The following is a 23,167-nucleotide window of genomic DNA, read 5'->3' as shown; positions in this document are numbered from 1 at the left end:
AACATCATAGTTCTTCACATAGAAGCAATAAGGAAAAGGAATAATCTAACTTTCTGAAGTTGTTTCAGAATGCTCCTCAAAATTTTCTACCTGCTCCATCACCTTTGTGAACACTTCAGGACTATACTGTGGCGGATAGCCGTTCTTAACCAAACAAATCTTTATCTTCAATTTTAACTGATTACGCACATTCTGATTGTTGAGCCAGTCCACAAATGAAGACTCGGTATCTATTATTTCCTTAACTTTTTTAGCAAGTGTCTTGCATTTATCGTTTACCACAACACCGTTAACTTCTTTGTCAATGCCATATTCAAACTTATACTGGTCACGAAGAGCAATCAAAATATCATAGAATGCCTTTTCTTCAAAGGTTAATCCTATTTTACGGAAACTCTCACGATTTTCGTTCATCTGACGAAGTATCACTAAAGCTTGTTCAGTTGCAGCCTTAATAATATCTTCTGAGGCAGCTTCCTGTGTTGCCCCGGCTTCTTCAGCAGTAAGGTGCTTACGTCTTTCATGGTACTCATAAATAGTCTTTTCAATCATTTCTTGGAAAGATTTCGCTGCTAATTGGTTGACCCTGCCATATTCCTTTATTTGCTTACGGAGCATTTTGATAAGTAATTCTAACTTTGTAGCAGGCATTTCTACATCTGATAATTTTTCAAAGTATTCAGGAGAGAAGATATCTTCTTCCTCGCCACTTTCAAGAACACTTTCTACCTTATTGTATTTTAATGCCTCTTCAACCATCTTTGATACCACAAGATTCATAGTTTCAGCATCAACATCGCTGGTTCCGCTCATTTTACGAACGAAACCTGCTATAGCCATAAAGCACTGTGCAAGCGCAGATTCTTCTTCGCCCAGATTCCCAGAAGGTTGGCAAATATCAAAAGCACTTCTCATTCTCTTAACAGACTTTAAGAAATATGTCTTAAACGAGACCTGATTAGTTTTTCCGTTTCCTTCTGTCTGCAAGACCTGTGCTGATGTAAAGACATACTCAGCGGCTTTGGAAAGTAATTTATATCTTTCAACAGGGTCACATTTCGTATTAAGGAATGGAGCTAAGTCATAATCTGTAAACAGTGCTTTAAGTATTTCAATCTCCTCCCTGAATGCAGAGGTAGCCTGCTCAACGTCATCCGATGTGGGAGCAACTGATGTATCACCACCGTAAACCTTCATGGCCTCACGCATATTATCGCGAATGCCAATATAGTCGATAACCATACCATATTCTTTGCCGGGATATTTTCTGTTTACACGACTGATAGTTTGAATCAGCAAGTGCTTCTTCAAAGGCTTATCGTTATATAAATATGTAAGTGACGGAACATCAAATCCCGTAATCCACATATCAACTACGATAACAATATGGAAATTAGACCTTTCCTGTTTAAAGGCTGCATCCAGTTCTTCGCAACGTTTATCATTTTTAACGCCACCAAGATAGTTATACATCTCAGCTTCATCATTACTTCCAACACTCGATACCATAGCCATAAATGGCATAGGTTTTAATTCTTTAAGTTCTTCATCTGTTGCAGTAACTCCGTCAGGAGTTTTCTTCTCTTCAAACCATTCCGGATATTTATCCTTGAATTTCAAAAGAAGTGAATATGCAATTTTTCTGCTAGAGCAGACAATCATTGCTTTCTGAATTCTATCTGGGTCACCAGCACAAGATGAAATATAATGGTCATGAATATCTATAGCAAGCCTCTCCAAGCGAGAAGGCTCGCCAAGGATAACTTCCATAGAACTCATTGCACGTTTACTGGCTTCAATATCATCATACGTTGCACCATCATCGGCACACTTTTTATAGTAATTTTCAATTTCTTTAGCTTTGGTCTTATCAAGTAACACCTTAGCAATACGAGGATGATACTTAATAGAAACAGTTAGTCCATCTGCGACCGCCTGATCCATAGTGTATCTATCAATTTCCTGACCAAAGGTCTGATATGTTTCGGCAATAGGAGTTCCTGTGAAACCTACAAACGTAGCATGTGGAAATGCTTCCTTTAATACTTTTGCATATGGCTTTGAAACCATAGCTTTCATATTTTCATCAGCATCTTTACTGAATTGAATCTTTTTAGAATGTTCAAGCTGAGTTCTATGAGCTTCATCAGAAAAGCATATAATGTTCTGACGGTCATTGATAAGCCCGATTTTATCATCTTCACGGTCGCAGAATTTCTGAATTGTGCAGATATAGAAACCACCGCTTTGTCTTGCACAGAGTTCCTGTCTTAACTGTGCTCTGTTTTTAACAACAGATACTTCACCAAGATTTAAGAATTCTTTACTTTTGGTAAATAGCTTTGCACCCTGCTTTTGTAATTCTTCTCGATCAACGATAAGAATAATTGTCGGCGAGCCTACTTGAGGAATATCAGAGCAACGAAGTGCAAGTTGCCGGGCGAGGAAAACCATCGTATATGTTTTACCACAGCCAGTTGCTCCAAAGTATGTACCGCCTTTACCGTTTCCGGTAGCAATAGAATTAACAATGCTTTGCTTTAATAATTTTGCAGCAAAAAACTGTGGATATCTACACACAATTTCGACTTCTGCACTGTCATAAACACTATCTTGAAAATAAATATAATCTCTAAAAATCTCTAAAAATCTTACAGGGGAATATACACCCTTAACCATTGTTTCAGTTTCAGCAAATGGAAGCGTAGAAACTTTATCGTCATCATTCACACGTCGCCAAGCATAAAAATGCTCATAAGGAGTGTGAACTGTTCCAAGCCTTGTCTTCACTCCATCAGAAATACAGGCCAACGGACAGTAATGCAATAAATGGGGAATATCTCTCCAATAACGAATATTAATCTGTTCCCACGCATCGTACACTGTTGCATTGGCATCAGCCGGATTTTTAAGTTCTACAACACATAGAGGCATACCGTTAACAAACAACAGCACATCAGGTCTGCGATTTTCCTTCTGTCCGTTATTTGTATATTCCACAGTAAACTGGTTCACAACGCGGAATATATTCTTATCAGGATTTTCAAAGTCGATAAGAGGTATCATCTTGGCTAAACCGTCTTGCGGTGTAAACTGAATACCATCAACCATCCAACCGTAGACTTTATGCAAGGTGGCAAAATCACTTTCAGCACCTACAAGACGAACATTATCGAAAATCTGTGTAACCTCATCTTCGGTAAGTTCTGGATTTGTCTTGGCAATAAACTTTTTGAAATCATCGGCAATCAACACATCTCTTTTGCTGATGCGGTTGATATTATTGCCGGCGATATAATCCCAGCCTTCCGCTTCCAAGAATCCAATGAAGGCATACTCATACTCTGATTCACAGTAGTGGCCGTTATATTCCTTTAACTTTGCCATAGATTATGCCTCCTTTGTGTTTCTTCCTTCTTCGATAGAGCCTTTAATTAAAATAGGGCAGATATCTTTGATTTGGGCTTTTAGTTTTTCGTTGATGGCTCTACGAACATTGTAGGCATTATATATATCAATGATAGCCTTCTGAACTTCTAAATCTGGTACTGGTATTTCTATTTCGTAGAATCGATCCATATCTAAATTAGTTCTTATACTTGCATCACTCATAAACCAGCCTAAACGGTCAAGTTCTTTACGAGAAAACCACATCATTACATATTCTGCAAGGACATTATCATCTTTTATTTGCAGAATGCTATACGCTGGGGAAATAATTATTGGTTCTTCTTTATCAAACAGTGCAATTCGTATGCATTCATCTCGTCCTGTTTGCATTCCCGAAAATGCAAATTGACCTTTGGAGACCAATTTGTATTTTGACAAATCAACGCCATTTGTATTTGCAACAGAAGGCATAAATTGTTTTGTAATATTAATACCTTGAACATTGGATATTATTCCATCAACATTTCTGACATCCACTTCCTGAAGAATATCACCAACCGATTTTTTAGTCGATTTATGTTTATAATTGTCAATTAATGCATCGCAAGTAAGCTTCAAATCGTCTAATCCACGCTCGTAGGCTTTTTGATTGGCCACCATTGCATTGTAGACATTTACATACTTTTGCTGGATGGCAAGAGGCGGAAGGTCGATATCCATATCACACATATCATCCCAGCTAAACGTTTCTCTAGCTGATCCCCATGAATTAAAACGTGAATAGCGGTCAAATTCTGGACGGTTGAAATATATGTATAAAAAATCAGATGAAAGCAAATCAGTTCTATTTACTTTAAAAACAATATATGAAGACGAAACGATATAGGTATTAATAGTTGTGTTATGTGCTAATGTAATCTTTTCGCCGTTTCTCGAAGTAACTGTAACATAAGCAAAATTATCAGGCTGCACCAATTTATATGGGTTTAGCGATACATCCTTCATATCAGCTTTGGTTTCAATAAATATCTTTTGAATTGATATTCCTTTAACATCTTTCAATGTATATTTCAGTTTATCGTTTCTTTCATCACATTGTTCAATCAGCTCGCCCAACTTATATCTACTCAATCCCATAGCCGATCCCCCTGAAGGCGTCCTCAAGCATTTTTTGCGACTCTTTTTCCTCACGCAAAAGGTCTTTCATCTCGGCTTGAATGCGTGCCATTTCCTTGTCATAGTCTATATCTAAGTCGTGGTCGATGAACTCAATATATTTACTTGGTGTGAGAGCCCATCCCTTGCTTTCAATTTCCTCCATCCCAACACTGCGATAAAGTTCCGGAATGGCATAATTATTGCCGTCGGTGCCTTCACTTTGCCAAGTGTGGTAAATATCGGCAGCATGCTGAATCTGCTCAGCACTAAGGCGTACTTTTTTCTTGTTTTCACCTTTGACAGCATTTTCCGTCCAGCTACGTAAATCCATGAATAAAATTTCATGATCACGGTTACGAAGATTTCTACCGTGATATGTTCCACCTTTTTTATTCTGATTCAAAATCCAAAGTGTTACACTGATGTCCGTTGTAATAAAAAGTTCTCGCGGAAGAACAATAATTGCTTCTACCTTATCCTTTTGAATAAGTTTTTTACGGATTTCCAACGTATCGCTGTCGTTTAATGCACCGTTAGCAAGCAAGAATCCGGCAACACCGTTAGAAGGCTTTAAGTGTGAGAGTATATGTAAAATCCACGCATAGTTGGCATTGCTTTCAGGAGGTGTTCCATAATCTGCCCAGCGAGGATCATTCTTTAGATTTTCATCATACCAGCCTTTAAGATTGAAAGGTGGATTTGCCATGATGTAGTTGAAATATAATCCCTTGTGTAAATCATGGGTAAATGAAGAATCATTTGTGCCACCAAGGTTATGGCTGATACCACGAAGTGCCAAATTCATCTTTGCAAGACGATAAGTTGCAGCTTCCTTTTCCTGACCATAAATATTGATACTATTTAGATTACCCTGTTTTGATTTTACAAGTTCGGCACTTTGAATGAACATACCTCCGGAACCGCAGGCAGGGTCGTAAAGTGTACCTTCAAACGGTTCAATCATAGCTGCAATAAGCTTAACCACATCGTGAGGAGTATAAAATTCTCCTTCTTCTTTTGTTGCATTAACTGCGAACTCTTTAAGGAAGTATTCATATACATAGCCGATTAAATCTTTTTCTTCGCCAAAAGCCTTGTGACTGATTTTATTAACTTCATCAACAATTTTCTTGATGTCATTAGCCGCTAAATTACGGGTGGTAAATGTACCCTTTATAAAGCAACCTTTAAGCTGAGGATCTTCCTCTTCAAGTCTGCTTAATGCAGTGTCAAGTGCAACATTGAGTTTTGGAGCCGGTGTGTTAATGATGGTTGACCATCTTGCTTCTACAGGAAGGTTGTATGTTCCATCTGCAAAAGTAGCATCATCAAAGAATGCGGCTCTGATGTTTTCATCATCAGGGTCTAGTCCCTGCTCAATTAAAGTCTTACGGAGTGATTCGATGCCGTCTTCGTATTTCTCACCGATAAAACGCAAGAACACAAGCGTGAGCATCATATCTCTTTTTTCAAAAAATGAGCCAGAATTTCGTGCTGCACGTAAGTAATCTCTACAATTGAAAAGTATACTATCTATATTTAATGCCTTTTCAGCAGTTTCCTTTTTTGCCATTACTTTTCATCCTCCGCTACAAATTCCAAAATATCGTTGGGCGTGCAGTGTAAAGCCGCGCATATGCCTTCCACTTTCTCTAGCGATATATATTGCCCAGTGCGTAGCTTCGTAATAATGTTGGCGGAAATATTGCTCATTCTCATTAAGTCCTGATTGGAAATATCTTCCTCAATCATGCGATGTAAAAGTTTTTTGTAACTAACAGCCATAATTCCCTCCTTATTTTAATAATTAAACATTATCACGATTCTGTGAGTATATCAACGATATAAAGAGTTAGCCGCTTCGGAATATAGCAGATTAAAAAGTCTCCTTTGCTATTCATTCAAGGCAAATGCCTAATGAATGCTTAGGAGATTTTTATTGTCAAAAATTTTTTCTAAAACCGTCAGATTACATCCTCTTTCGTGGCTACCAAGTAGAAGACCAAAAAAAACTTTTTAAGACAGGTTAAAAAGTCGGCTTTTTCTTTTGCCTGTGAATTTAGAAGGGATAAGCCTTCTAGAAAAGGAGGATCAAATATGGATCTAGAGAAACTGCCAAAGGCACTAAAGAACAAGAATATCTTTTGTTCATGGAAGTACGAGCAGCAAGAAAATGGTAGGCTCACTAAGCCGCCTTATAATCCCATAACGGGAAAGAAAGCAGCTACAGACAACTTAAGCGATTTCACCTCGCTTGATGCTGCCATGAAAGTAGAAGATCAATATGATGGAATTGGGATAAAGCTTGTTGATAATCTCTTAGGTATCGATTTAGACCACTGCATCGATAATGGCATTATTAAAGACTGGGCAAAAGAGATTATTTCTCATTTCAAGCATGCTTATATCGAATACAGTCCAAGTAAGCATGGTTTTCATATCTTGCTTCTGTTTAATGGTGCATACGATAAAACAGTTTATTACATCAAGCATGGGGATATTGAGGTTTACAGCGCTCTAGCTACGAATCGCTATCTAACGGTTACGGGTGATGTGTATCAGGAAGGTGAGCTTTTAGAAGACGATGCAGCCATAATGTGGCTTTTAGACACGTACATGAAGCGAAACATAAACACTCATGAAAAAGAAAATAACGTGTGTGCAAGGTCATATTTAAGCGATACATCTGTTATTGAAAAAGCTGGCAACGCCGTAAATGGAGCTAAATTTATAGCACTTTGGCATGGTGACATTTCGGCTTACCCTTCTCATAGCGAAGCGGATGCCGCGCTTGTGTCTATTCTTGCCTTTTACTGTGGTGGCAACAAGGAGCAAATAGACCGACTTTTTCGTAAGTCTGCTTTATTCCGTCCTAAGTGGGATGAACGCCGTGGTGCGGATACTTATGGCAATACAACCATTCAGAAAGCTGTTTCTAAATGTCATAGCTTCTATGAGCCTTTCCATAATGCAAGTGCTGAGGAAGACTTTGATGATCTCTTATCTAAATTACAGGAACTAAAGCCTGATGAAAATATCCGATATCGCAACGGTGATTTAGGTAATGGCAGATTGTTTGCTGATATTTTCCAAAACATTCTGCACTATGTACCGGAGCGCAAGATGTGGTTCATCTTTGATGGTGTACGTTGGACTTGCGATATTGGAACGCTTAAAACGATGGAACTATGCAAGGATTTAGCTCTTTCTCTTATACGTTATGCTGGTGCCATTAAAGACGAGAGAACCCGTTCCATGCTTGTTGAGTATTGGAACAAATGGAGCAGCCGTCGTAACCGTGAGATTTATATCAAGGAAGCTCAAAGCGTTTACCCCATTTCGATGGAAGCGTTCGATAAGAATATTTATCTATTTAACTGCCAAAACGGAACTTTAGACCTTCAGCACGGTGTATTCCGCAAGCACTTAGCAACAGATCTTATTACCAAAGTATCACCTGTGTTTTATGACCCGAAGGCAAGAAGTGAACGTTTTCGCCGGTTCGTCGATGAAATTATGAGCGGAGACTGCGAGAAAGCCTTGTATCTTCAAAAGTCATTAGGCTATGCGTTAAGCGGTGATACACGCTATGAGTGCATGTTCTTTCTTTTTGGAGAAAGCACAAGAAACGGTAAAGGCACACTCATGGAAAGTGTTCTGTCTGTGATGGGTGATTACGGAAAAGCGGTACGCGCGGAAACCATTGCTCTAAAGAAGAACCCTAATAGCTCACAGCCGACCGAGGATGTAGCACGCCTTGCCGGTGTTCGCTTCGCCAATATATCTGAGCCGAGCCGAGGACTATTCCTTAATTCAGCCCAAGTTAAATACATGACGGGAAGTGATACCTTAAACGCTCGATTCCTGCATGAGAACAGCTTTGACTTTAAACCACAGTTCAAACTGTACGTGAACACCAATTATCTGCCCGTCATCAGCGATATGACAGTGTTTAGTAGCGACCGCATGCAGATTATTCCCTTTAACAGGCATTTTGAAGAGTGGGAACAGGATAAAACCTTAAAGGCGGAGTTCTCTAAAAAAGAGGTGCAAAGTGCCATTTTAAACTGGCTTCTTGAAGGCTTTACCCACCTCCGAGATGAAGGCTTTAAGCCGCCTAATAGCGTTCTTGATGCCATTTTTAGTTATGCCCACGACAGTGACAAGATGGCACAGTTTGCTGAAGATGTACTCGTTAAAGACCAGAGCTCTGAGATTCGAACGGCAGTTGTATACGACCACTACAAGAAGTGGTGCATTGATAACGGCTGTTTTTCTGAGAACAGCAGAAACTTCAATCAGGAATTAAGAAAATTTGCCGAGGTTGTAAGAAAGCGTCCCAATACAGGCGGAGAAAAAACCACGCTTCTTAAAGGCTACAGGCTTAAAAGTGAGTTTAGCGATTTTTTAAGTGGCAACTAGTGGCAGTTAATAACCTATATCCCCATATAACCCTATAAGGCAATAACGAAATTTAACTGCCACATCATGCCACGTTTAAGGAGGTGGTGCCTATGATTGCGTAATTCGTATCGCAAACCTGTGTTGAACATGAAAGAGAAATACTGTCATGCACAAATCAAAATACTGAAATGATTTCAGCTTTTTGACAACATTGAAGAAAGAAAACCTGCCTAGATACTGTGCTGTTGGAAATTTATTCGCATGCTACTTTCTGAACCTAACCCCCTAGGGGGGTCAAATCTCTAAAGAGTACCCCTTCGGGAACGGGCACAGGGTCTTGCGTGCAAAAACAGCGAATTCAAAAGGGTAAATGGGCAAAATCAAGCAAATTACTGCAGTAATTGCAGAAAACAGTAATGAAAGGAACTAACGATTATGATTAACAGAGATATTGAAAAAGAAATGAAACTAGCAAGTCAGGACTACCACAGCACGTTTTGGAACGTATTGCGCAATGCAAGTGGTAATGCGAATAATATTGAAAGAAAGATGCGCCACCATTATACGGATGCCTATGATTTGCCGACTTCTTCTCTAGCAAAACTCGAAGCAAAGCTTGCAAACAAAAGTAATCTTAGAAAACTGTGTACAGTGGTAAAAGCACACTCGCAAGCAAGTAAATTGTTCATCTATGAAGCTTCACCGTTCACCAAATGGATGAAAGATTATGACACAAGCATCATGACGTATATGCCTATTAAAGATGGCTTTAAGCGTATTGATGTAACGGATTATACCCTAGTTAACCTCATTCGTTTGGGTACGGATTTTGCAGCTGACCTTGACTTTGATATCGAAGAGTTCATAACAAGCGAACTGACAAAGCAATTTACATTGAGTGAGTCGGAAGCTTTTATAAATGGTGATGGGATAACTAAGCCGACAGGAATTTTATCAGATACATCAGGTGCTGAGGTTGCTGTGCAAGCAAAAGAGATTTCCGCAGATGCCATCAAACGTTTATTCTTCTCGCTAGATAGTAAGTATCGAGAAAATGCCACGTGGCTTATGAATGATGAAACTGCTCTTTATCTTCAAACCTTAAAGGACACTACCGGATCATACATTCTACCTGATTTTGATGGCAACTTAATGGGCAGACCTGTGGTCATTGACAATGCCATGCCTTCTTCTCAAAAGGGAGCAAAAGTTATCGCCTTTGGTGATTTTTCCAACTATTGGATTATCGAACGCCATAACCCAACCATCAAGGTTCTAAACGAAATATTTTCTCTTATGGACCAGATAGGTTACCTCTCTTTTGAGTATTTGGATGGGAAACTGGTACATCCTGAAGCAATTAAAGTATTGCAACTTTCTTAAAAAAGAGGTCAAAATGCATGGATGAACAAATTCGGGATACACCGGTAAAAACCGAAGTGTTAAGAATCGGAAATACTGAATTTACGGTTCACTCTCTTGAAAGCAAGAGTGCTCAGAAAGGTGTCAAAGACCTAATCAAACACCTTATTTTAAGCAATTTAAACCATGTAATAGAAGCTAAATAACTTGATAAATTCTGAGTTATACGGGAATATATACTGACCGCTTGAAGGCTGTCGGAAAGGAGGAAAAACAGATGAATAAACTAAATAGACAGCCTTCTTATACTCTAGATAATGTAGGCAAGATAACGGCACTTTACTGCCGTTTATCCAAAGACGATGAATTACAAGGTGACAGCAATTCCATTATCAATCAAAAGAGCATGCTGAAAAAGTATGCCGAGGATAATCATTTCAACAATCTTATGTTCTTTGTAGACGATGGCTACTCGGGTACTAATTTCCAGCGACCTGATTGGCTTAAATTAACTGCTCTCATTGACGAAGGAAAGATTGGAACCATTATCGTCAAGGACATGTCACGCTTGGGTAGAGATTATCTGCAAGTTGGTATGTATACAGAGATGGTATTCCCTAACGCTGATATTCGCTTTATTGCAATAAATAACGGCGTAGATAGCAATAATCAGTCAGACAACGACATGACACCTTTCATCAACATCTTCAATGAGTTTTATGCTAAAGACACAAGCAGAAAAATAAAAGCTGTGTTTAAAGCAAAAGGACAAAGTGGGAAGCCGCTCTGCATCAATCCTCCTTACGGATATCTTAAGGATCCTGAAGATAAAAATCATTGGATTGTAGATGAAGAAGTTGCCAGTGTAGTGCGTGAAATCTTTAGACTCTGCGTTAATGGGTATGGGCCTAGCCAGATTGCCAATGAGCTAATCAAAAGGAATATTCCAACACCTTCTGAGCATTTTTTCTCTCTTGGTATTAAAATTCCTTCCGCGAAATCGGAGATTAATGGAATATGGAATCAAAAAACTATCTCTAATATGCTTGAAAAGCAAGAATATCTTGGACATACGGTCAATTTCAAAACAAGAAAGAAATCGTACAAGTGCAAGAAAACATTATTGAATCCCAAAGAAGACTGGCTAATTTTCAAAAACACACACGAAGCAATTATTGACCAGGAAACTTTTGATATTGTTCAACGTATAAGAGATGGTAGACGAGTGCGTACCAATCTTGGAGAGATGCCGGTGTTATCGGGAATGCTATTTTGTGCGGATTGTGGTAACAAGCTTTATCAGGTTCGAGGAAAAGATTGGAGCCATGATAAAGAATACTTTGTCTGTGCTACCTATCGTAAGCAAAAAGGCAAATGCTCATCACATCAAATTAGAAATATTCAGATCGAAGCAATACTGCTTCACGAGCTACGAATGATTACTTCATTCGCCAAACAGCACGAAGAAGAGTTCGTGGGACTTGTGATGAAGAAAAGCGAGAAAGAACTAACCCAAAAGTTAAAGTCCTCTAATAGGGAACTCGAGCAAGCAAAAGCAAGAATTAGCAAACTTGACACAATTGTTCAGCATCTCTATGAAGACAACTTAGACGGTAAAATTTCTGATGAACGATTTAAGAGCATGTCTAAGTCCTACGACAAGGAACAAGCTGAACTGAAAAGCAAGATTGAATCCCTTGAAGCCTTTATTTCTAAAGCGCAAGAGGAATGTCTCAACGTAGATTCTTTCTTGAAATTAGTACGACAATACACAGATATACAAGAACTTAATGCAGAGATCATTCGAACCTTTGTAGATAAGATTTATGTTGAAAAATCTGAAAAGGTAGCAGGTACAAGAACCAAGAAACAAACCATATGGATACAGTGGAATTACATAGGTGCAGTTGATATTCCACTCCATAAGTAAAATCGGCGTAGCCGGTAGTAATACCGATTACGCCGATAATTTTTTAGGAATTAAATCCCTAAGTGAATGCCCCTAATTTAAGATTCTTTTTTACATGACTATGTTTTTGCAGTAACTTTTCCTGATGAGTACGCTCCACAACATTTTCAATTATGAAAACATACCCTTTAAATACCCCTTTTAACTCGTTTAAATTAACCTGTTCTAGAACTACATGCGAAGGATCAGATACAATCGCTTTACCGTCTTTAACACCATACAATAGAATATAATGATTTTCGCCATTGCTATCAACCAGTAATATCATAGGCTTAGTAAAATCAAGAAGATGAAAATCTTCAACTTCATCACTAGAACCGTAAACTCCGAATTGTTTCAAAACCTCTTCAATATTAAACAAAGATAAACCTTGCTCAATATCCAAACTAGAAACAACCGATTTAAAACTTCTTTCATTAAATCTATGATAATTTTCTAGCAACGATTTGATAACTGCAATACCGCAATCTGAAGTCAAATTTTGCATATTATGAGGATAAGCCACCATCTATTGAGCTCCTCAAAGTTTCAAGGCGTGGAGGCTATCATAGCCTCCACGCTACAGATTTAATCACAAATGTTAAAAAGCATCATACAATCAAATCAATTTTCTCAAATACTAAATTACGCAAATAGATTACAGTTAGAACACTACAATGAGACTAACCTAATCTACTGTTGTAATGAAATCTGGTAATATACTCATATGCAGAACTAGAGAATCATCCCCAGCAGATGAAACCCCAGACAACGCACATCCATCCAGCTCTAATCGAGCGAGATTCTTCTAGTGTTAGCTTCTTCATAATAATCATCTCCTCTCTTTCAAGTAAAACCTCCTATAGAGCTAAATCCGCAACATCATAGACGAATGTTGCATTCTCAACTCTTACCATAGTTATAAATCATTTATGATGTCTTGTAAATACACTGTAACGAAAATGTTATAACACATATATACCAGATATTTCCACCAACTTTCATCCTGGCATTAATGTAATTATCGCGAATTATGTATGATTTTGAAAATAAAATTCACATGAAAATATGCAGACTATCCTCTATTACGATTGCTCATTTTTCTCAATTATCGGGTTATAGACCAAAAAATAAGGTACGACCACACCTTATATGTGAAATCTTACCTTATTTTTGTTTTATGACTTCAATTTCCCACTTCACAAGGTGGGTGCAAAGTGGGTGCACTTTTTAACGTTATCCATCTTGTACACTCGACCTTACACCGTTGACATGTTCCCTCAAACAGCCAAAACACGCTCAAAAACCGCGAGAACCCATCTTAAAGCCACTTCGCATTAAACCTTTTAACGATAGCCCTCGCTAAACCCTGCTACACAAGGGCAAAAATGCACCCACCTAATCAGCCTTTGACATCAATACGACACTCTCGACGTGGATTGAGAGAACTCCTAGTATAGCTACACTTTTTGAGTGCACACTATGGATAGTGGGTGCACTTTTTAACGATAGGAAAAGCTATCGTTAAAAGGTTTAAGATTGGATTAATAGCTTGATTCTTGAGCATAAAAAATAGCCTAGAGATGATTCCCCCTAGGCTGAGTTTTGTAACATTTCAAATGCTAAAAGTACTTTGGCTTTTATGATGCTCTTTCAATATTCACGCTAATCTCTGATTTAAAAGTTACGCTGAACTTGTCCTCGTAAACTTTTATTTTCTTGATGTACTTTCTTACCAGCTTCTCGTCATACTCACTAATATCGTGACGCTCATTTTTCAGAAAATCTTCCATTTCTCTGATTCGTCTTTTAGCATCTTCTTGACCTGCTTTTTCTATAAGAAGCTGCTGTTTCTTAACCTTAAGCTCATCAATCTCGTTGGCAGTTTTCGTGTAGTCTTTTTTAGCTTTAAGCAAGGTTAGTAGTATCGCTTGTTTGTCCGCGATTCTTTTATCAACCGTTTCAATCTCGTTTAAGTTATTGCCCGCGATAATTTCTCTAATATTATTCTTCAACATGTCTAATACTTCATCCGATATACTAAACACCTTGTTTATGGCTTTCACTGTAGCAGACTGCAGTTCTTCCTCTTTTACTGTCGGAGCATCGCAAGCACTAGGACCATTTTCCCATCTGGTACAACAACGCCAAACAATAGATCGTACTCCTCTGTTATTCCAAGCAATTCTTCTGTAAACATCCCCGCATTTAGAACAAACACACAGGCTGGATAAAGCGTACTTACTGGAATAAACTCTCCTTTTTTTGTTCTCCTCACCACTAAACATGTTGGCTCGTCTTACCATTTCTTCTTGAACTTTAAAGAAAATATCTCTTGGAATAATAGACGCGTGGCTATCTTTCACATAATACTGTGGTTTTGTTCCATCATTTTTTATACGAACATGGTTAATAAAATCTGTCGTGATGGTTTTTTGTAAAAGAGCATCACCAATATATTTTTCGTTTTGCAAGATGGTTTTAATATTAGACAAGTGCCATTTAAATGCCCGGCGCCGTTTTTTTAATGCCGTCTTTTTCAAGGCCCTCCGCTATATCTCTAAGACTTGCTCCTTCTAAATATTCTCTATAAATCCTTCTTACGACTTTTGCTTCCTGTTCAAGAATTACAAGTTACTTGAAGATTATGATAAAAAGAATTTGTTTGATTGTGAAGATTTTTTGAAAAATAGGGATAAAACTAAATTAACTTCAAAATCTAAGGTATTAAAAATAAAAATATAAAAAACTAATTATAGGATTGAATATAGCAATAAACGATAGATAATAAAAAATCTATCGTCTTTTTAGTTTAAGAAATTATAAAAAAGCAAAGTACGCTTGACAAAAAAAGCAAAGCGAGCTATACATTATATGTAAAGTTAACTTGCTGTTGAAGGAGGAAAATGAAAAATACAATTTTTCGATTAAGAAAACAGCATAAAATAACTCAAGAAGAATTGGCAAATGAAGTTGGAGTTACAAGGCAGACCATAACTTCCATTGAAACTGGAAAATATATAGCGTCACTGCCGTTGGCTTTTAAAATTGCTAAGTTTTTTGATATGAGTATTGAAGAAATATTTAGTATAGAAGAGGATGATTAATATGAACAAATTAGAAAAATATAAAAAAGAAATAGGATTTAGAATTAGTATTTTAGTCTTATTATGTATGGTTGCCTTACTCGCAGTTATTATTGGAAATTTTTACTTAAAATATAAATTCCCATTAAAAGAAGATGTGACATATTATGTAGCAGTATTTTTTATTGGACTTGAACTTGTATCTGTATTCTACATGTCAATGCTTGGTAGAGCATATAGAAATAGAGATATATTGGAGAAGATGCATACTAAAGAAACAGATGAAAGAATGATATTAATAAAGATGAAGTCAGGATCAAATATAATACCTATATTTTCAATGGCTATTGTAACTGTTTCTTTATTTGTAGCATATGTAAGTTATGAAGCCTTTTTAGCGTTAATAATAGTTGCATTTGTGCAAATAATATTTTCTAAATTATTAAAAGTATATTGGTCAAAAAAGATTTAAAAATATCATAGTAAAGGTATTAGACGATAGACAGTTAAAACTCTATCGTCTTTTTTATACTCAAAATTAGGATGTAAAAATGGTAAGGATAAGAAGCCACACTTAAAACAATTTAATATATAAGACATTTAGCGATTGAAATATAAGTTCAGTCGCTTTTTAATTGAAATTTATAGATTAAGGAGAAGAAATTAATGGATAGAGAAATGATAATTTAGCTGCCTAATCTTCGATTGTCGCTTGCCCGTTCATGAGCATAGGTAAAAGCCAATCACGGAGAGCTATCAAAGCTCTATTTTCACGTTGATTATACGATATAGTCGTATAAGCAGGCATATCCAATGCTATTAAACACCTTAAGTTCAATCTCATTTGGAATATAAATGGGTCGATTATTAACTAGTGGTTTATCACAAGAAAGTACAGCATCACCACTAATGAAAAATGGGTATTCTCCATTGAGATCTTTAGCTGCTCCGACTTTAATGGTAGATTTCTTCTCTTCACTGATAATGTCACCAAGCTTTCCGTTTGACTCTCTACGAAAGAATTCGTCACACAACTTCGCCGGTAACGAAAGGTGGGTTATTCACAATCTAGTAAAAAGATTTGAATTAAGCCAGGTAGCAACGCCATTATTGTTGTTGGAATCACAAACCTCGTCCGCAATCGCAAGCAACCGAGGATTACTATTCGATACCGCTACACCGTATCCCCCTGCGCGGAACATGTCTATATCTATAATATCGTCTCCGAAAACGACTGTGCGACTAGGCTTTACACCCAAACGATCGCAAATAACGTTCAAAGCATGACCTTTGTTTGCAAGAGGATTCGTAAGCATCCACAAAACATCTTCGCTAATGTGTAGCGAAAAATCACTTGGAAGAATGCTCTGAAGTTTTTCCTTCTCACTCTCTCGAGGAACAATAATAATCTTGTCTGCAACGCCACTTGGAACATTAGAAAAATCGGTAATAATAAAATCCTGCTCGCTCCAAAGCATACGAACATCAAAATTAGTGTAACGAACATCGTTCATAACAATGCCAATGCGAAGCGTAGGAATCTCATTAAGCAAGCGCAAACACACACTACAAGCATGTTGAGAATCAAATCCAAAACGCGTAAGAGTATCAAGGCTTCTTTGCGAAGTAAGCTCACCTATCGTGCTGTGAGCACAGTCAAAATCAATAAGAGCACCATTAAGGTACGCGCAAACTTGAGCATTCAAATCGTGAATAAAATCAAAAGCACTTCCAACAGGTCGAGCAGTAATAATCGCAAGCGGAATTCCACATTCACTCAAACGCTTAGAAGCGCTAACAGTTTCTTGGCTTAAATATCTGCTTTCAAAAGCATTAGCATCATGAAGCATAGTGCCATCAAGATCTGCTACCACAAGAGAAGGAGAAAAATGAAGCATAACAATAACCTAATGTATTTTAATTAGTCTAACATCTTCTAACATCTTAAAAAGCATAGCAAAATGTACACCTGCTCTGCTTATAAAATAAAAAGCGCGCAATCTTTCGACTACGCGCTTAAAAGAATACTTAGATAAGTGAAAACTTAGTCATAAGATTCAAGGCAACAATAACAGCCACCCAAATCAACGCTATAATAACAGTCCAACGATTCAAGTTCTTTTCTGCAACACCAGAGCTACCAGCGTTCTTCGTTAAACCGCCGCCGAACATGTCGGAAAGACCGCCGCCCTTGCCCTTGTGCATCAAAATCAACAATGTCAACAAAATGCTGGTCAGCACAAGCAACACTTGCAAAACAATTTTCACAGCGGACACAAGTAACCTCCTGTTTTAGAGTACTTTGTAAAGCATAGTAAAAGCCATTGACCTATGTATTAAATTCGATTTTTGTAAGACGACAATTGAACAATAGTAGCCAATTCCTCAATGTCTAAAGAAGCTCCACCAATAAGAAATCCATCAACGTCTGGCTCACAAATAAGACTTGCTGCATTAGAAGACGTTACAGAGCCGCCATAAAGTATTCTAACTTTTTGTGATACAGTATCCCCGAAAGTTTCCTGCAGATCATCCCTAATAGCCTTAGCAGCATCTTGAGCAGACTGTGCTGTAGCTACCATTCCAGTTCCAATAGCCCAAACTGGTTCGTATGCAATAATCAAACGCTCTGCCTGCTTAGAATCCAAATCGCGAGTAACGTCATGAACCTGTCCAACTGCAAAATCAAGCTCTATACCCTGCTTGCGCTCTTCAAAACTTTCACCAACGCAAAGAATAGGTTGCATTCCAGCAGCAAGCACAGCTCGCACTTGGTCAACAATATTCGCATCATCTTCTGGATGATACTTACGTCGCTCAGAATGACCTACAATCACCATTGAGCAGCCCAAGCTTGCAAGCATATCTGCAGAAACATCTCCAGTAAACGCGCCTTGAGCTGTAACGGAAACTGCTTGCGCGCCATAAAGAATAGGAAGATTATCAGACTCAACTAATACTTGCACACTTCTCAAGGACGTAAACGATGGCATAAGAGCAATATCGCATTTTTTACAATCGAAGCGAGAATCACATAGACGCCACCAGAATTTTTGAATAAAATGAGTGGCTTCGAGGTGATTAAAATTCATCTTCCAATTGCCTGCAACTAGCGGTTTCCTATTGACAACCATAATCACCCTTAAGAATTAGTTATAAAGATAAAATTAACATTATGCCGACCCCGATCTACAAAAAGAATTTATAAAATCGAAGTCGGCACAATATTTTAAAGTCACTTACTCAAGCACGCTCAAACCTGGAAGCGTCTTACCTTCCAAGAACTCGAGTGAAGCGCCACCACCAGTGGATATGTGAGAGAAGCCATCTTCTGGGAATCCAAGATTACGAACTGCAGAAGCGGAATCTCCACCACCGACAATAGTGAAAGTGCCGTTCTTCGTTGCATCAACCAAACCCTGAGCTACAGCGCGAGTGCCAGCAGCAAACTCTGCAACTTCGAACACGCCCATTGGTCCATTCCAAACAACAGTCTTGGAATCAACAATCTTGTCGTGGAAAAGCTTTTGAGAATCAGGGCCAATATCCAAGCCCATCTTGTCTGCTGGAATAGCATCCGCTGGAACAACTTCTGGAGCAACAGGAGTATCGCCTGCTGGGAAGCCAGCGTTCACAACAATATCGGTTGGAAGAACAACCTCAACGCCATTCTTCTTAGCAGTTTCGATATATCCCTTAACTTTCTCTAGCTGATCCTCTTCAAGCAAAGAAGTACCAACTTCATGACCCAAAGCCTTAAGGAATGTGAACACCATTCCGCCACCAATAACAAGACGGTCAGCCTTAGAAAGCAAGTTTTCAATAACGCCAAGCTTGTCGGAAACCTTAGATCCACCAAGCACAACAGTCAAAGGACGCTCTGGATTTTCGGTTGCGCGAGAAAGTGCCTTAACTTCCTTCTCAACAAGCAAGCCAGCAGCAGCTGGAAGATCGGCAGCAACATCGTAATTTGAACCCTGGGCGCGGTGTACAACACCGAAACCGTCGGAAACAAAAACTTCTCCAAGAGCAGCAATCTTCTTAGCGTATTCAGCGCGTTCGGACGCATCCTTACTGGTTTCTTCAGCGTTGAAACGAACGTTTTCAAGCAACACAACGTCGCCATTATTCATGGCAGCTACCTTAGCCTGAGCATCTTCACCATAAGTATCTGCAGCCAAAACAACATTAACACCAAGAAGTTCACCTAAGCGAGCCGCTACTGGAGCCAAAGAGAGCTCTGGAACAACCTGACCCTTTGGACGTCCAAGATGGGCCATTAAAATAACCTTGGCACCCTGCTCACGCAAAGCTTTAATCGTTGGTAAAGCAGCCTTGATTCGACCATCGTCTGTGATAGTCGTGCCCTTGAGAGGAACATTAAAATCAGCACGAACGAGTACGCGCTTGCCGCTCAAATCTCCCAAATCTTTAAGTGTCTTCATTGGTATCCTTTCCAAAACATGATTCAACCAATCATGATGGCGAATTTAACAAGAAAAAAGACGAAAGCAAAGCTAAAACGTCTATAAATTCCATGAGCAATTATATCGCATGTGCGCAACAAGCACGCCCAAAATTAGATAATAAAAAACTACAAAAAATGCCGCATACTCAAAGTATGCGGCCAATACGAATAAATACTCAGTCAAAAAAGCAATTACATTCGCGACTTTTCTACCTTAGCGCAAAGCTGCAAAAGCCTACGAATACGACCAGCAACAGCATCCTTTGTAATCGGAGGATCCGCTAAATGACCAAGTTCTTCTAGACTTGCATCACTATGCTGCAGTCGCAACTTTCCTGCCATCAAAAGATTTTCTGGAATATCGTCCCCAAGAACATCGAAAGCGTGACGAACCTTTTCGCAAGCTTCTGCAGCAGCTTTAGCACTTCTGCGCATATTAGCATCATCAAAGTTTGCCAGTCGATTAGCTTTGCCTCTTGCTTCACCATCAGAACGCTTACCAGTCCATTCTCGAGCAGAACGAGGAGCTCCAATCAAAATCAGCATACGCTCAATAGCGTCAGAATCTCTCAAAGTAACACGCTCAGAGCTTTTAACTTTGCGCGCCTTTGCACCAACTCCGAGTCGTGCTGCCATTGCTTGCAACGCTGTAGCAGCCTCATGAGTTGGGCAAACAATCTCTAAATAGCTTGCCTTTCCAGGATCGGATATAGCCCCATGAGCTAAGAAAGCACCTCTCCACGCAGCTTTAACCTGCGCAATACTTCCACCAACAATTTCAGGGGCAAGACCAGCAACGATATGCATACGACGGTCCAACAAACCTGATTGCAGAGCCAAAGCTGCAGCACCTCGCTCCACAAGAACATCGTAACGAGTAACAACACCTGTAGGAGTCTGACGAGTAGTTTGAGAAATCGTTGCTTCTCTTTGGAAACATGTCACAAGCGTATCTACAAGCCATTGCGCTGCGCTTAGAGAATCAAACTGTGCACGAATCACAGCCTGATTATTAACCGGCCTTAAGCCGCCACCAAAACGCATCATTGCTGCTGCCTGAGCCATAACAACCGCTGGTAGCTCACTATTATTTGCGACGAGTTCGTTCTTTACGTCGTCAAGAAGAGCCAAGGGAAACCTCCTATTTTGTTCTTCTTAGAGTATGCGTTGGGATTCATACAAGATGCCGTTGCACAATGTGCAAAACACCTACATGCTCGGCTTTCTGTGATACCCAATGACTTGGACATTTTACCTTTTTATAGTTCTGCTTTTTATATTACATAATCCTATAGGAGAAATTAAATCATGTTCTAGATCTCATCTCTCTAGCAGATACTGTAACCTGCAATCCTCTTAATTTTAGTCTTCTTGCAAGCTCTATGCTAATAGCTACAGACCTATGCTGACCACCAGTGCATCCAACAGCAATTGTTACATAATGTTTATCTTCTTTTGCAAAACCATCAATTGCCGTAAGAAGAGCTTTTTCGTAATAGTCTAAGAATTCTATTGCCGCTGGATTTTTAAGAACATAATCGCTAACTGCTTTATCTTTTCCAGTTAAATCTCTAAGCTCTGGAATCCAAAATGGATTGGGCAAAAATCGCATATCTGCCACAAAATCGGCGTCCATAGGCATTCCGTACTTGAACCCAAAACTAAAAATGTGAACAGATACTGTAGAAGATCCTTTTCCAAGCAACCCCTCATAAAGTTTAGTGGAAAGCTGATGAATACTAAGATTTGAAGTATCGATAATAATATCTGCGCAATCTTTAAGATGACATAAAAGCTCACGCTCTTCCAAAATACCATCTATAAGTCTTCCTCCGCGCTGCAAAGGATGTGGTCTGCGCACTGACTCATACCTTTTAATGAGCACAGAATCAGATGCATCTAAAAATAGTATTCGAGTTTTTACGCCTAAATCATCTATATGACCCAAAACAACAAATAAATCATCAAAATATCCGCGTGATCTTACGTCAATAACTGCTGCAAGCTTATGAACTTTAGATCCAGAAGATGTCATCATGTCTACAAGAGGGATGAGTAACTTTGGAGGAAGATTATCAATAACATACCAGCCCATGTCTTCCAAAGCATTTGCTGCATGAGATCTGCCAGCGCCGCTCATGCCAGTAATGAGCATTACTTCAAAATCGCTTGCCACCTGCGAGAATTCACTATTTTCAGTGATCATAACGCCTCCTTCAATGCTTTTTCCATGCAACTTCTTATGTAATCGTAATCTGTAGCCTTGTCAGATTGGTGTTTGATTATGCAAGAATCATCACACGAATCATCACTTGAATGCCTATAATCAAAAGTCATGAGTTTTACTTGATCTAGTGCTTGATATAAAAGCATTTCTTCTCCACCAATACCCATGCCATATTTTCTCCAAACTTTAAGCATCTGGCTTGGTCGAGGATCATATACAACGTCTAGCAAAGCTCCTAAATGTTTTATTGACTTTTCCTTGCAATATTCACACAAAGCGAGCGCTAATCCGTCTGCTATATGAGCAGGAACAGTGCTTATAACAATATCTGCGTTTATAATTGCTTCAATTGCATCCAACGAAGAAATAGATTCTAGAATGTGAGATTTATCACATTTTTCTATATATTGCGATATTTTTATAAACTCAGGATCAATAGTAGGGAATTCTATACCGCAAACAGGCTTGTAGCCACGTTTGTTTTTAAGATTCAAGTTAGACGGCTCTATTCTTCTGCTATTTGGAAAATCCAATTTATATTTATCTACTAAATCGTTAAATCTACTAACGCCTTTAACAGTTTTACCATCGCTTTGCAATCTTGCAACAACACTAACTTTACTCAATTTTGAACCTTGAGCAATTTCTATTAAAGCTGCCATTGCAGAAGACGCAGTGTTTCCGCTGCCAATAATAACCGCACTTTTAGCGTTTAATATTTGAGACTTTAAAGAGTGTATTAACGCCATTACAATACCATTTACATCTGTGTTACAAAGCTCAATCGTCTCAGGATTTTCTAAGCATGGCTTTTTACTAAACACAGCAGTATTTGCAACACCAAGCGTTTTAGACCAATAATCGCAAGCTACACCTAGGCTCATAATTGTTTTTTTAAGTGGCATTGTAAGGCTTAAGCCTTTCCAAGAATCGTCAAGATTTGCAATAAAATCTTTTAAGTCTTCCTCGCTAACTTTTTCTTTACCATAATGCCAATTATTTAAGCCCAATGCCTTATATGCAGCATTATGTAGAACTGGAGATAGAGAGTGCGATATAGGATTGCCCAAAACCGCGCAATTGTAGCATTTTTCAACCATTTTAACCTCTTTATTTATAAGTCT

At 38.6% G+C, this 23,167-nt stretch carries 20 protein-coding genes; 6 read left to right on the top strand and 14 right to left on the bottom strand.

Annotated features, from left to right (window positions below; genetic code table 11):
- Window positions 1–45: 45 nt before the first annotated feature.
- The 4 genes from HXT60_RS02935 to HXT60_RS02920 are packed head-to-tail and all read right to left on the bottom strand — an operon-like array spanning window position 46 to window position 6,333.
- Entirely contained in the window at window positions 46–3,387 is a 3,342-nt protein-coding gene (locus tag HXT60_RS02935; RefSeq protein WP_421791364.1) for a type I restriction endonuclease subunit R, read from the bottom strand.
- Between the two features lie 3 nt (window positions 3,388–3,390).
- Entirely contained in the window at window positions 3,391–4,527 is a 1,137-nt protein-coding gene (locus tag HXT60_RS02930) for a restriction endonuclease subunit S (protein WP_285067964.1), read from the bottom strand.
- Window positions 4,514–6,121: an N-6 DNA methylase gene (locus HXT60_RS02925; protein ID WP_285067966.1), complete on the bottom strand. Its 1,608-nt coding sequence runs from the start codon at window positions 6,119–6,121 to the stop codon at window positions 4,514–4,516. Before HXT60_RS02925 ends, HXT60_RS02930 begins: the two co-directional genes overlap by 14 nt.
- Window positions 6,121–6,333 (bottom strand): helix-turn-helix domain-containing protein, encoded by a 213-nt coding sequence (locus HXT60_RS02920; protein ID WP_285067967.1) that lies wholly within the window; start codon window positions 6,331–6,333, stop codon window positions 6,121–6,123. Before HXT60_RS02920 ends, HXT60_RS02925 begins: the two co-directional genes overlap by 1 nt.
- A 312-nt stretch (window positions 6,334–6,645) precedes the next feature.
- On the opposite strand from HXT60_RS02920, the gene HXT60_RS02915 reads away from it, so the two are divergent.
- The 4 genes from HXT60_RS02915 (at window position 6,646) to HXT60_RS02900 (ending at window position 12,244) form a co-directional block, all read left to right on the top strand.
- Complete coding sequence (locus HXT60_RS02915) at window positions 6,646–8,970, top strand: phage/plasmid primase, P4 family (protein WP_421791361.1); 2,325 nt, start codon at window positions 6,646–6,648, stop codon at window positions 8,968–8,970.
- A 417-nt stretch (window positions 8,971–9,387) separates the two neighbouring features.
- Window positions 9,388–10,335, top strand: coding sequence for a phage major capsid protein (locus tag HXT60_RS02910; protein ID WP_421791359.1), 948 nt, complete (start codon window positions 9,388–9,390; stop codon window positions 10,333–10,335).
- 17 nt (window positions 10,336–10,352) lie between these two features.
- On the top strand, window positions 10,353–10,520 hold the full coding sequence (locus HXT60_RS02905; RefSeq protein ID WP_194251715.1) for a hypothetical protein: 168 nt from the start codon (window positions 10,353–10,355) through the stop codon (window positions 10,518–10,520).
- Window positions 10,521–10,591: 71 nt separating this feature from the next.
- Window positions 10,592–12,244, top strand: a complete 1,653-nt coding sequence (locus HXT60_RS02900; RefSeq protein WP_421791357.1) for a recombinase family protein — start codon at window positions 10,592–10,594, stop codon at window positions 12,242–12,244.
- 58 nt (window positions 12,245–12,302) lie between these two features.
- On the opposite strand, the gene HXT60_RS02895 is transcribed toward HXT60_RS02900, so the two are convergent.
- From HXT60_RS02895 to HXT60_RS02885, 3 genes are all read right to left on the bottom strand, one after another.
- Window positions 12,303–12,791, bottom strand: coding sequence for a cysteine peptidase family C39 domain-containing protein (locus tag HXT60_RS02895; RefSeq protein ID WP_421791355.1), 489 nt, complete (start codon window positions 12,789–12,791; stop codon window positions 12,303–12,305).
- 1,111 nt (window positions 12,792–13,902) lie between these two features.
- Window positions 13,903–14,805, bottom strand: a complete 903-nt coding sequence (locus tag HXT60_RS02890; protein WP_421791353.1) for a recombinase zinc beta ribbon domain-containing protein — start codon at window positions 14,803–14,805, stop codon at window positions 13,903–13,905.
- On the bottom strand, window positions 14,765–14,857 hold the full coding sequence (locus HXT60_RS02885) for a recombinase family protein (protein ID WP_257994157.1): 93 nt from the start codon (window positions 14,855–14,857) through the stop codon (window positions 14,765–14,767). The genes HXT60_RS02890 and HXT60_RS02885 overlap by 41 nt, the downstream gene beginning before the upstream one ends.
- Before the next feature lie 311 nt (window positions 14,858–15,168).
- Between HXT60_RS02885 and HXT60_RS02880 the strand changes: the two genes are divergently transcribed.
- Together HXT60_RS02880 and HXT60_RS02875 are read left to right on the top strand one after the other, a co-directional pair.
- Window positions 15,169–15,369, top strand: coding sequence for a helix-turn-helix transcriptional regulator (locus HXT60_RS02880; RefSeq protein ID WP_004111744.1), 201 nt, complete (start codon window positions 15,169–15,171; stop codon window positions 15,367–15,369).
- A gap of 1 nt (window position 15,370) precedes the next feature.
- Entirely contained in the window at window positions 15,371–15,820 is a 450-nt protein-coding gene (locus HXT60_RS02875) for a hypothetical protein (RefSeq protein WP_004111746.1), read from the top strand.
- Between the two features lie 589 nt (window positions 15,821–16,409).
- Here HXT60_RS02875 and HXT60_RS02870 read toward each other — a convergent pair.
- The 7 genes from HXT60_RS02870 to HXT60_RS02840 form a co-directional block, all read right to left on the bottom strand.
- Entirely contained in the window at window positions 16,410–17,246 is an 837-nt protein-coding gene (locus tag HXT60_RS02870) for an HAD hydrolase family protein (protein WP_421791351.1), read from the bottom strand.
- Window positions 17,247–17,376: 130 nt separating this feature from the next.
- Window positions 17,377–17,625, bottom strand: coding sequence for a preprotein translocase subunit SecG (secG, locus tag HXT60_RS02865; protein WP_004115170.1), 249 nt, complete (start codon window positions 17,623–17,625; stop codon window positions 17,377–17,379).
- A 59-nt stretch (window positions 17,626–17,684) separates the two neighbouring features.
- Window positions 17,685–18,482: a triose-phosphate isomerase gene (gene tpiA / locus HXT60_RS02860; RefSeq protein ID WP_020759502.1), complete on the bottom strand. Its 798-nt coding sequence runs from the start codon at window positions 18,480–18,482 to the stop codon at window positions 17,685–17,687.
- A 105-nt stretch (window positions 18,483–18,587) separates the two neighbouring features.
- Entirely contained in the window at window positions 18,588–19,793 is a 1,206-nt protein-coding gene (locus HXT60_RS02855) for a phosphoglycerate kinase (RefSeq protein ID WP_014554603.1), read from the bottom strand.
- 215 nt (window positions 19,794–20,008) lie between these two features.
- Window positions 20,009–20,947 carry a DNA-binding protein WhiA gene (whiA, locus tag HXT60_RS02850; protein ID WP_004111755.1) on the bottom strand — a complete coding sequence of 313 codons (939 nt, stop codon included), beginning with the start codon at window positions 20,945–20,947 and terminating at the stop codon, window positions 20,009–20,011.
- Between the two features lie 175 nt (window positions 20,948–21,122).
- Window positions 21,123–22,022, bottom strand: coding sequence for an RNase adapter RapZ (rapZ, locus tag HXT60_RS02845; RefSeq protein ID WP_009994741.1), 900 nt, complete (start codon window positions 22,020–22,022; stop codon window positions 21,123–21,125).
- Window positions 22,019–23,143: a shikimate dehydrogenase family protein gene (locus tag HXT60_RS02840; RefSeq protein WP_421791349.1), complete on the bottom strand. Its 1,125-nt coding sequence runs from the start codon at window positions 23,141–23,143 to the stop codon at window positions 22,019–22,021. Before HXT60_RS02840 ends, rapZ begins: the two co-directional genes overlap by 4 nt.
- Between the last annotated feature and the right edge of the window lie 24 nt (window positions 23,144–23,167).

Origin of the sequence: Gardnerella sp. KA01002 (assembly GCF_049244015.1) — a bacterium.
Classification (GTDB): Bacteria; Actinomycetota; Actinomycetes; order Actinomycetales; family Bifidobacteriaceae; genus Bifidobacterium; species Bifidobacterium vaginale.
The sequence above is the reverse complement of the archived record's forward strand: the minus strand, read 5'-3'. Positions and strand labels throughout refer to the sequence as shown.